The organism is Streptomyces sp. MK37H, from assembly GCF_018035285.1.
In the GTDB taxonomy this organism is placed as follows: domain Bacteria; phylum Actinomycetota; class Actinomycetes; order Streptomycetales; family Streptomycetaceae; genus Streptomyces; species Streptomyces endocoffeicus.
Window position 1 is genome coordinate 17,218 of the sequence record NZ_JAAAYH010000072.1, and the last position, 11,245, is coordinate 28,462.

The window sequence follows — 11,245 nt, forward strand, 5'->3', positions numbered from 1 at the left end:
TCGGGTCACTCAACCGACATCCACTGCTCCATCACCGTAAGGAGATGATCGGTGTCGACCGGCTTGGTGACGTAGTCCGACGCGCCCGCTTCGATACTCTTCTCCCGGTCGCCCTTCATCGCCTTCGCGGTGAGGGCGATGATCGGCAGCCCGGCGAACTGCGGCATCCTGCGGATCGCGGCCGTCGTGGCGTAGCCGTCCATCTCCGGCATCATGATGTCCATCAGGACCAGTACGACATCGTCGTGCTGCTCCAGGACCTCGATGCCCTCCCGGCCGTTCTCCGCGTACAGCACCTGCAGCCCGTGCTGCTCCAGCACGCTGGTCAGCGCGAAGACATTACGGATGTCGTCGTCGACGATCAACACCTTTTCGCCGTGGAAGCCGCCCGCCGGCTCCGGGGCCACCAGGTCCTGGCCGCCCAGCAGCCACGGCTCGGGGGCCTGCGCGTGCCGTCCCGGGCGGCGGCCCGCCGACCGGGCGCCCGACTCCGTCTCCGGCTGCGCCGGGGCCTGCTCCGCGTCGGTCCGCGACGCCTCCTGCTCGGCCCGCTGACGCCGCCGGAACAGCCCGGAGCCGCCACGGCCGCGCGCCGCCGGAGAGCCGTCGGAGGCGTCCTGTGCGGCCTCCTCCCGCTCCGCCGCGGCACCGTTCTCCGTGGTCTCCTCCACGGCGCTGGGACGCGCCTCGAGCGCCAGCGGGCCCGGGGCCGAGCCGCTCGGGGCGAGCTGGGGGTAGCCCTGGGGCGGCAGCTCGCTGGGGTGCAGCGGCAGGTAGAGCGTGAACGTCGAGCCCCGGCCCGGCTCGCTGGCCGCGTGGATCTCGCCGCCCAGCAGCCGGGCGATCTCCCGGCTGATGGACAGGCCCAGTCCGGTGCCGCCGTACTTACGGCTGGTGGTGCCGTCGGCCTGCTTGAACGCCTCGAAGATCACCCGCATCTTGCTCGCCGCGATGCCGATACCGGTGTCGGTCACCGAGAAGGCGATCATCTCGGCGTCCGCGTCGCGCAGCGCACCGTGCTCCAGCAGCTGCTCCCGGATGGCATGCGGCACATCCGCGCCCGCCGGCCGGATGACCAGCTCCACGGCGCCGCTGTCGGTGAACTTCACCGCGTTGGACAGCAGATTGCGCAGCACCTGCAGCAGCCGCTGCTCGTCGGTGTGCAGCGTGGCCGGGAGCTCCGGCGACACCCTTACGGAGAAGTCCAGGCCCTTCTCCGCGGTCAGCGGCCGGAAGGTGGCCTCCACATAGTCGACGAGCTGGACCAGGGCGATACGGGTCGGGCTGACGTCCATCTTGCCCGCCTCGACCTTCGACAGGTCCAGGATGTCGTTGATCAGCTGCAGCAGGTCCGAGCCCGCGCCGTGGATGGTCTCGGCGAACTCCACCTGCTTCGGCGACAGGTTGCCGTCGGCGTTGTCGGCGAGCAGCTTGGCCAGGATCAGCAGCGAGTTGAGCGGCGTGCGCAGCTCGTGCGACATGTTCGCCAGGAACTCGCTCTTGTAGCGCATCGAGACGGCGAGCTGCTCGGCACGCTCCTCGAGCACCTGCCGGGCTTCCTCGATCTCGGTGTTCTTGACCTCGATGTCGCGGTTCTGGCGGGCCAGCCGCTCGGACTTCTCCTCCAGCTCCGCGTTGGACGCCTGGAGGGCCTTCTGCCGGTTCTCCAGCTCGGCGGACCGCTCCCGCAGCTGCTCGGTCAGCTCCTGCGACTGCTTCAGCAGCACCTCGGTCTTGGTGTTGACGCTGATGGTGTTGACGCTGGTGCCGATCATCTCGGCGATCTGGTTGAGGAAGTCCTTCTGGATCTGGGCGAACGGCTGGAACGAGGCCAGCTCGATCACGCCCAGCAGCTGCCCCTCGAAGAGCACCGGCAACACGATCACATGGGCCGGAGCCGCCTCGCCGAGTCCGGAGGCGATCTTGAGATAGCCCGGTGGCACGTTCTCCACCAGGATCGCGCGCTTCTCCTCGGCGACCGTGCCGATCAGCGTCTCACCGGGCTTGAAGCGCGTGGGCATCGAGCCCTGGGTGTAGCCGTAGGAGCCGACCAGCAGCAGTTCGTAGCCGTCGTCGGAGGTGCTGTCCGCGACCACATCAGTGCCCTCGCCGGGCGGCACGGCCAGGAAGAACGCGCCGTGCTGGGCGGAGACCACCGGGGTCAGCTCGCTCATGATCAGCCGGGCGACGTCCTCCAGGTCGCGACGGCCCTGCATCAGACCGGAGATCCGGGCCAGGTTGCCCTTGAGCCAGTCCTGCTCCTTGTTGGCGAGCGTGGTCTCGCGGAGGTTGGCGATCATGGTGTTGATGTGGTCCTGGAGGACCTGGATCTCGCCGGAGGCGTCCACGTCGATCTTGAGGTTGAGATCGCCACGGGTCACCGCGGTGGCCACCTCTGCGATGGCGCGCACCTGACGGGTCAGGTTCCCGGCCATCTCGTTCACCGACTCGGTCAGGTCCTTCCAGGTGCCGGCCACGTCCCGCACCCGCGCCTGGCCGCCCAGCTGGCCCTCGGTGCCCACCTCACGGGCCACCCGGGTCACCTGGTCGGCGAACGACGAGAGCTGGTCCACCATCGTGTTGATGGTCGTCTTCAGCTCGAGGATCTCGCCACGCGCCTCGATGTCGATCTTCTTGGTCAGATCACCCTGGGCGATGGCCGTGGTGACCATCGCGATGTTGCGGACCTGGCCGGTCAGGTTGGACGCCATCGAGTTCACGGACTCGGTGAGGTCCTTCCACGTCCCCGAGACGCCGGGCACCCGGGCCTGGCCGCCCAGGATGCCGTCCGTGCCCACCTCGCGGGCCACGCGGGTGACCTCGTCGGCGAACGAGGACAGCGTCGTCACCATCGTGTTGACGGTGTCGGCCAGCGCCGCGACCTCGCCGCGCGCCTCGACCGTCACCTTCTTCGTCAGATCGCCGTTGGCGACCGCGGCCGAGACCTGCGAGATGTTCCGCACCTGGATGGTCAGGTTGTTGGCCATCAGGTTGACGTTGTTGCTCAGGTCCTTCCAGATACCGGTCACGCCCGGAACCCGCGCCTGACCGCCCAACTGCCCCTCGGTGCCCACCTCACGGGCCACCCGGGTCACCTGCTCGGCGAACGACGACAGCTGGTCCACCATCGTGTTCACCGTGGTGACCAGCTCGAGGATCTCGCCCTTGGCATCGACGGTGATCTTCTTCGACAGATCGCCCTTGGCGACCGCCGTCGTCACCTCCGCGATCGAACGCACCTGGGACGTCAGGTTGTTGGCCATGCTGTTGACGGACTGGGTCAGGTCCTTCCACGTACCGGAGACGCCCTGCACCTCGGCCTGCCCGCCCAACTGGCCCTCGGTGCCCACCTCGCGGGCAACCCTGGTGACCTCCTCCGCGAAGGACGACAGCTGGTCGACCATCGTGTTCAGAGTGTTCTTCAGCTCCAGGATCTCGCCGCGCGCATCGACGTCGATCTTCTGGGAGAGGTCACCGCGGGCGACCGCCGTGGCCACCTGCGCGATATTGCGCACCTGGGCGGTCAGGTTGCCCGCCATGCCGTTCACCGAGTCGGTCAGATCGCGCCAGACGCCCGCCACACCGGGCACCTGCGCCTGACCGCCCAGCCGGCCGTCCGTACCCACCTCGCGGGCGACCCGGGTCACCTGTTCGGCGAAGTCGGAGAGCTGGTCGACCATCGTGTTGATGGTGTTCTTCAGCTCCAGGATCTCGCCGCGCGCGTCCACCTCGATCTTCTGCGACAGATCGCCGCGCGCGACCGCCGTCGTCACCTGGGCGATACCGCGCACCTGCGCCGTCAGGTTCCCGGCCATGGAGTTCACGGAGTCGGTCAGGTCCGCCCAGACGCCGCTGACCCCGTCCACCCGGGCCTGACCGCCCAGCCGGCCCTCGGTGCCCACGTCCCGCGCCATCCTGGTGACCTGGTCGGCGAACGAGGACAGCTGGTCCACCATGGTGTTCACGGTGTTCTTCAGCTTGAGCATCTCGCCGGAGACGTCGACGGTGACCTTCTGGGACAGGTCGCCGTTCGCCACCGCCGTCGTCACCTGGGCGATGTTGCGCACCTGTCCGGTGAGGTTCCGGAACGCGGTGTTCACCGAATCGGTGAGATCCTTCCACGTCCCCGCCGCACCCGGCACCTGCGCCTGACCGCCCAGCTCGCCCTCGACACCGATCTCCCGGGCGACCCGCGTCACCTCGGCGCCGAACGACTGCAGCTGGTCCACCATCGTGTTGACGGTGTTCTTCAGCTCCAGCATCTCTCCGGCCACATCGACGGTGACCTTCTGCGACAGATCGCCGTTCGCCACCGCCGTCGTCACCTGGGCGATGTCCCGCACCTGCGCGGTGAGGTTCCGGAACGCGGTGTTCACCGAATCGGTGAGATCCTTCCACGTCCCCGCCGCACCCGGCACCTGCGCCTGACCGCCCAGCAGCCCCTCGGCGCCGACCTCGCTGGCCACCCGCGTGACCTCGTCCGCGAAGGTACGCAGCGTCTCGGTCATGGTGTTGATCGTGTCGGCCAGCTGCGCGACCTCGCCGCGTGCGCTCACCGTCACCTTCTGCGACAGATCACCGTTGGCGACCGCCGTGGTGACCTGGGCGATCCCACGCACCTGCGCGGTCAGGTTCCCGGCCATGAGATTGACGGAGTCGGTGAGGTCCTTCCAGACGCCCGCGACGCCCGGCACCTTCGCCTGGCCGCCGAGCTCACCCTCGGTGCCCACCTCACGGGCGACCCTGGTCACTTCGGAGGCGAAGGAGGAGAGCTGGTCCACCATCGTGTTGACGGTTTCCTTCAGCTCGAGCATCTCCCCGGACACATGAACCGTGACCTTCCGGGACAGATCACCCTTGGCCACCGCCGTGGTGACGAGAGCGATGTCACGCACCTGAGCGGTGAGCCGGGAGGCCATCGTGTTGACGGACTCCGTGAGGTCCTTCCACGAACCCGACATTCCGCGCACCCGGGCCTGACCGCCCAGCTTGCCCTCGGTGCCGACCTCACTCGCGACCCGAGTCACCTCGTCGGTGAACGCCGAGAGCTGATCCACCAGGCCGTTGACCGTGCGGCCCACCTTCAGGAACTCGCCCCGCAGGGGATGCGCCGACCCGTCGGAGCCCTGGGCCCGCAGGTCCATCCGCTGCTCCAGGTCGCCCTCGGCGACCGCCGACAGCACCCGGCCCACCTCGGACACCGGCCGTACGAGATCGTCCACCAGGGCGTTGGACGCGTCAATGGCCGCGGCCCACTGCCCCTCACAGGCGCCGGTCTCCAGCCGCTCGGTGAGCTTGCCCTCGCGGCCGACCACCCGCCGCACCCGGGTCAGCTCGCCCGTGAGCTGCAGATTGCGGTCCGCGACCTCGTTGAAGACCGCGGCGATCTCGGACATCACGCCCTCGCCCGAGACCGTGAGCCGCTTGCGGAAGTTCCCGTCCCGCATGGCCGTCATCGCGGTCAGCAGCCGGTTCAGGGCCGCCGTCTCCACTTCAGTCGTCCCATTGCTCCGGGACCGTCCGCCTTTCGCGCGCGTATTCGTGCCCCGCGCCGCTGCGCCAGACTCCACCGTGTCCCTCCCGCAGGGTTGACCGTCCTCGTCGGGTTCTTCTTCCAGCTTCCCCAGTGTTTCACCATGCCCCAACCAGGCCATAACAGTTCGGCAGCATCCCACACCGCCGAGGGCACCTCTGGGTGGAATCGAAGCCGACCGGCATTCGCGAGGGCATCGGTGGTAAGTAACCTGGCAACCGGCCAGGGCATCGGAGGGGCGCTGCGACATGGGTGAGCAGTTCGCCGAGACACTTATGAGGAGACCTGTGATCACCGCGCGGGCAGCCGCCACCTTCGAGCCGGTGGGACGCTCGGTCGCCGCCGCCCGCACCTTTGTCCGGGACACCCTCCAGGGGTGGGGCCTCACCGACATCGTGGACGACGCCGTCGTCCTGACCAGCGAACTTGTCACCAATGCGGTGGTGCACGCCGGTACCACCGCCGATGTGGTCTGCATCCGCGCCGACACCGGCGTGCGCGTCGAGGTCGCCGATCGCTACCCTGAACGCGAGGTCCCGCTGCAGAGCAACGGCGGCCACCACTTCGGGCACCCCGACCGCGAGGGCGGCCGCGGTCTGTTGCTGTGCGCCGCGCTCGCCGCCCGCTGGGGCGTCGAGTACACCGCGACCCACAAGCAGGTCTGGTTCCAGCTCGACTTCCCCGACCGCCCGGCCGGCACCCGGGCCGCCGGACCCGCCCTGCCCTCCAGCGCCCTGCCCATCGCCGACTCCCGGGTCCGGGTCGGCGTCGTCCAGGTCGACAGCGGCGGCCTGATCAGCGCCTGGAACGACGACGCTCAGGAGCTGTTCGGTTACCATCCGGAACAGATCATCGGCAAGCCTCTGACCGACCTCGCGGCCTGGCCGCACACCCCCGGCACCGGCACCGGCGTCGCCGAGGCGCTCCTGCTCTCCCGCTGGGAGGGCTCCTACGGCATCCGCGGCGCCGACGGCCGGGTCTCCCCCGTCTACGCCTCCCACCTGCGCATCCGCGACGCCGAGGGCGAGCCGTCCACCGTCTGTCTGCTGGTGCGCGACCACGAGCGCGCCGTGCTCCAGAGCCCGATGCGCGGTGCGAACGTGGACACCGCCGAAACCGCCGAGCGGGGCCCGGCCACCGACGCCTTCGAGGTCTTCATCGGCTCCCCGGCCCCCGACGACCTCGACGGCCTGCTCCAGCGCACCGTCGAGCGGGCCCGCGACATGCTCGACGGCGACGCCGCCTATCTGCTGCTCGCCACCGACGACGAGACCGAGCTGGAAGTCCGCGCCTCCACCGGGCTGACCTCCGCCCGCCAGCGCTTCGCCCGCGTCCCCGTCGAAGCGGGCACCGGGCGCTACGGCTCGGCCCGCATGCCCGCCGTCCACGAGGACCTGTCCGCGGTGCCCGGCGCCGTTCCCCTGCTGGTGAACACGGGGATGCGCTCCGTGGTCACCGTCCCGCTGAAGGTCGAGGGCCGGCTCACCGGCTCGCTCGGCGTCGCCGCCGAGTCCCCCGCCCGCTACAGCAACGAAGAGGCCCTGCGGCTGCAGTTCGCCGCCGACCGCATCGCCCTCGCCGTAGAGCGCGCCCGCCTCACCGAGCTGGAGCGGCTGCGCCGCGGCTCCCTGTCCTTCCTCGTCGAGGCGTCCGACCTCCTCGCGGGCACGCTGGACCGCGACCAGACGCTGGCGCTCATGGCCCAGATGACGGTGCCCACGCTGGCCAGTTGGTGCGCCGTCTATACGGTCGCCGACCAGGCGTCCGAGCCCGAGCTGTCGTACGTTCTGCATGAGGACGAGGACCGCATCGACGGGCTCAAGGCCCTGCTGATGAAGATCGACCCACCGGAGCAGGTCGCCACCGGCGGCGCCCGCAGCTGGTCCGGCCCCTATGACGCGGCCCACGCCGCCGCCCTGCGCACCTCGCTGCGCAGCCTCAGCCTCGGCGACTCCGCCCGCCCCTCCTCCGGCCCCGGCGCCTCGCTCGCGACCGCCTCCGCGGTCGGCGGGGAGACGGTCGTGCTGCCCCTGGTGGCCCGCAACCGCGTCATCGGCATGCTCATCCTCGGCAAGCCCACCGACGAACACTTCCGCCAGGAGAACCTGGAGCTGGCCGAGGACCTCTCCCGCCGGGCCGCGCTCGCGCTGGACAACGCGCGGCTCTACTCGGAGCGCACCGCGATCAGCCAGTCCCTGCAGCGCAGTCTGCTGCCGCCCGAGCAGCCCGAGGTCCCCGGAGTCGAGGTCGAGGTCATCTACCGTGCGGCGGGCGAGGGCAACGAGGTCGGCGGCGACTTCTACGACCTCTTCCCGATCCGCGACGGGGCGTACGGCTTCGCCATCGGCGACGTCTGCGGCACCGGACCGGAGGCCGCCGCGGTCACCGGGCTCGCCCGGCACGCCCTGCGGCTGCTCGCCCGCGAGGGCTTCGGCGGCCCGGCGGTCCTGGAGCGGCTCAACGCGGCGATCCTCGACGAGGGCGCCCGCAGCCGCTTCCTGACCCTCCTCTACGGCGAGTTGTGGCCGCAGCACGACGGCAGCGCGGTGCTCAAGATCGTCTGCGCCGGACACCCGCTGCCGCTCCGGCTTCGCCAGGACGGCAGCGTGGAGGCGGCGGCCGAGCCCCAGCCGCTGCTCGGCGTCATGGAGGATCTCGAGCTGTACGAGCAGACGGTGACGCTCAACCCTGGCGATGTGCTGCTGTGCGTCACCGACGGCGTGACGGAGCGGCGCGAGGGCACCAGAATGCTCGGCGACGACGGCCTTATCGACGTCCTCACGACCTGCACCGGCCTTACGGCGGGCGCGGTGGCGGCCCGGGTGCTGCGAGCGGTCGAGCGCTTCGCCGCGGAGCCGCCGTCCGACGACATGGCGATCCTGGCGATGCGCGTCCCGGAACCCGAGCCCGCCGACGCCTGAGACGGCCGGGCATCGCCGGGGCGCCCCGGCGATGCCCGGACATGACGAAGGCCCCCGCCACTTGGACGCTGTTGGTAAATCGGGTGCGGGCGTGACGACGGCCTGCACGACCCCGTTGGGGTTGTGCAGGCCGTCGTCGTGTTGAGGGGTGGGTTTGGTGTCGTTGCGTGGGGTGGATCTGGGGGAGATCCCAGAGGAGACCGCTCGGCTGGCACGTGCGGTGTTCCCGAAGGGCTGCCTGGTGATGCGGGTGCGGGATGCGCTCGGGCCGGTCTTCTCGGATGCCGATTTCGACGAACTTTTCCCGGCCCGAGGGAGGCCGGTGGTGTCTCCCGCCCGGCTCGCGCTGGTTTCGGTGTTGCAGTTCGCTGAGAGGCTGACCGACCGGCAGGCCGCGCATGCGGTCCGCTCGCGACTGGACTGGAAGTACACCCTCGCGCTGGAGCTGGCCGACACCGGATTCGACTTCTCGGTGCTCAGCGAGTTCCGTGCCCGGCTGGTCGACGGCCAAGCCGGTCAGATGGTGTTCGATGCCGTACTCCGGGCGGCCGGCGAGGCAGGGCTGGTCAAGGCGGGCAAACGGCAGCGCACGGATGCCACCCACGTGCTGGCCGCAACAAGAGACCTGAACCGGCTGGAGTTCGTGGTCGAGACCCTGCGGGCGGCCCTGAACCAGGTAGCGGAGGCGGCCGGGGACTGGCTGGTGACGGTGTCGTCGCCGGAGTGGTTCGACCGCTACTCGGCCAGGCCGGAGGACAGCCGCTTCGCATCCCGGTGGGCGGCCCGCGTCGAGCACGCCGACCAGTGCGGGACCGACGGCATGATGCTGCTGAAGGCCGTCTGGTCGGCCACGTCACCGCCCACGTTGCGAAACCTGCCCTCGGTGGAGTTCCTGCGGCAGACCTGGGTGCAGCAGTTCCACCATGTCGAGGACACCGTGCGCTGGCGCGGGACGAAGGACCTCCCGCCGGGCCTGATCCGCTTAACGACCCCCTACGAGCCCGAGGCCCGCACTGGTTCGAAACGGGACCTGGGCTGGTCCGGTTACAAAGTCCACCTCAGCGAGACCTGCGAGCCCGATGCCCCACATCTGATCACCCACGTTCGCACCACGCCGGCGCCCGTCAACGACGTCCTCGTCCTGGAGGACATCCACACCGCCCTGGCTGAGCGGGGCCTGCTTCCGGACGAGCACCTGGTGAACGCCGGATACATCGACGCCGAACAGATCCACCACTCCCGCCGCGATCACGACATCGAGCTGGTCGGCCCGGTCAAGTCCACCACCGTGAGAGGGCAGGCGACCGGAGACATCTTCGACAACACTCGTTTCACCATCGACTGGGACCAGCGCCAGGCCGTCTGCCCCGGCGGACAGACCAGCGTCCAGTGGCGGGAAGCCCATAGCCAGTTCGACGCTCCGGTCACCCGGGTCCGGTTCGCCGCCCGGCACTGCGACCCCTGTGAACTGCGGACCTCGTGCACCAGCTCCAGGACCGGCCGCATTCTGACCCTGAGACCGAAGACCGAGCACGACATCCTTCAGCAGGCCCGTATCGAGCAGGACACCGACCACTGGCGCCGCCGCTACGGACACCGCGCCGGCGTCGAGGGCACGATCTCACAGGGCGTCCAGGCATTCGGCCTGCGCAGATCCCGCTACCGCGGCCTCGCCAAGACCCGATTGCAGCACCACTTCACCGGCGCCGCCGTCAACCTCGCCCGCATCGATGCCTGGCTCACCGGCAGACCACTCGCCAAGACCCGCATTTCGCCCTTCGCAGCACTCCGCCCCGCTGGATGAATCCAGCGGGGCGGAATTACCAACAGTGTCCACTTGGCGGGGGCCTTCGCAGGAGAGCCCCAATACGGAATCGAACCGTAGACCTTCTCCTTACCATGGAGACGCTCTGCCGACTGAGCTATTGGGGCGCGTCGACGGGATCGATCATACCCGAACTCGGGTGCGCTCCCGACCACCCGCCCCGTGGCTCAGGCGGCTGACTGCAGCAGCCCGCCCAACGCGTTGCAGGCCGAGACCACACGCTGCAACTCCCGCCGCGACATGGTCGGATCGACGGGCAGCGCCAGGCACTCATCGGCCGCGCGCTCGGTCTCCGCGAGCCACAGATCGCGCCGGAAGCGCGCGGTGCGGTGCGCGGGCGTCTGTACGGGCACATGGCATACGACGCCGCGAGAACGCAGCGTACGGGCGAAGGCGTCCCGGTCCGGCCGGCCGTTGCCGGGCACCCGGACGACGTATTGCTGGTAGGTGTGTTCCACACCGGGCGCGACAGACGGCGTGAGGACGCCACGCAGCTTTCCGTCCAGATAAGCCGCGTTGGTCTGCCGCCGCAGTATCTCCCCGGCGGGCTCGCTGGCAGCCCCGTGTCCGATCACCAGCACGCCGTGCCGCTGGCCGATCTCGGTGAGGGCCGCCATGTCGGCGGGATGTCCGAAGGTGTGAATGGCCACGATGGCCGCGGTCCTGGGCGTCAGCGCCTCGGCCACCGCGGCCGGGTCTATGCAGTAGGTATGGGCGTCGATGTCAACGAACACCGGCCTGGCGCCGGCCAGCAGCACCGCTTCCGCGGCTTCGGGAGTGCCGTAGGACGGCACGATGACCTCGTCGCCCGGTCGCACACGCGCCCGGGTCAACTCATGCAGCAGCTCATCCGTAGGAGTCCCCATGAGCGGCATCGTGCCCAGACAACATGAACACCGAGTGGCTCGCAACACAACAAGAGAAGAGCCCTGCCGGTGACCGAAGTCCCGGCAGGGCTCTCTGCAC

4 protein-coding genes and 1 tRNA gene are annotated in these 11,245 nt (G+C 69.7%); 2 read left to right on the forward strand and 3 right to left on the reverse strand.

Going from position 1 to position 11,245, the window contains the following annotated elements; genetic code table 11:
• Positions 1-5: 5 nt before the first annotated feature.
• The gene (locus GWI24_RS13405) at positions 6-5,570 is read right to left on the reverse strand and encodes a HAMP domain-containing protein (protein ID WP_210946180.1); all 5,565 of its coding nucleotides are present in this window, start codon (positions 5,568-5,570) and stop codon (positions 6-8) included.
• A gap of 250 nt (positions 5,571-5,820) precedes the next feature.
• Here GWI24_RS13405 and GWI24_RS13410 point away from each other — a divergent pair, with 250 nt between their 5' ends.
• Both GWI24_RS13410 and GWI24_RS13415 read left to right on the forward strand, forming a co-directional pair.
• Positions 5,821-8,454 carry a SpoIIE family protein phosphatase gene (locus tag GWI24_RS13410; protein WP_210946181.1) on the forward strand — a complete coding sequence of 878 codons (2,634 nt, stop codon included), beginning with the start codon at positions 5,821-5,823 and terminating at the stop codon, positions 8,452-8,454.
• 157 nt (positions 8,455-8,611) lie between these two features.
• Positions 8,612-10,258 carry an IS1182 family transposase gene (locus tag GWI24_RS13415; protein ID WP_210946182.1) on the forward strand — a complete coding sequence of 549 codons (1,647 nt, stop codon included), beginning with the start codon at positions 8,612-8,614 and terminating at the stop codon, positions 10,256-10,258.
• Positions 10,259-10,313: 55 nt separating this feature from the next.
• Here the strand turns inward: GWI24_RS13415 and GWI24_RS13420 are convergent.
• Together GWI24_RS13420 and GWI24_RS13425 are read right to left on the reverse strand one after the other, a co-directional pair.
• Positions 10,314-10,386, reverse strand: a tRNA-Thr gene (locus tag GWI24_RS13420).
• A gap of 60 nt (positions 10,387-10,446) precedes the next feature.
• Positions 10,447-11,145 carry a DegT/DnrJ/EryC1/StrS family aminotransferase gene (locus GWI24_RS13425; protein WP_210946183.1) on the reverse strand — a complete coding sequence of 233 codons (699 nt, stop codon included), beginning with the start codon at positions 11,143-11,145 and terminating at the stop codon, positions 10,447-10,449.
• Between the last annotated feature and the right edge of the window lie 100 nt (positions 11,146-11,245).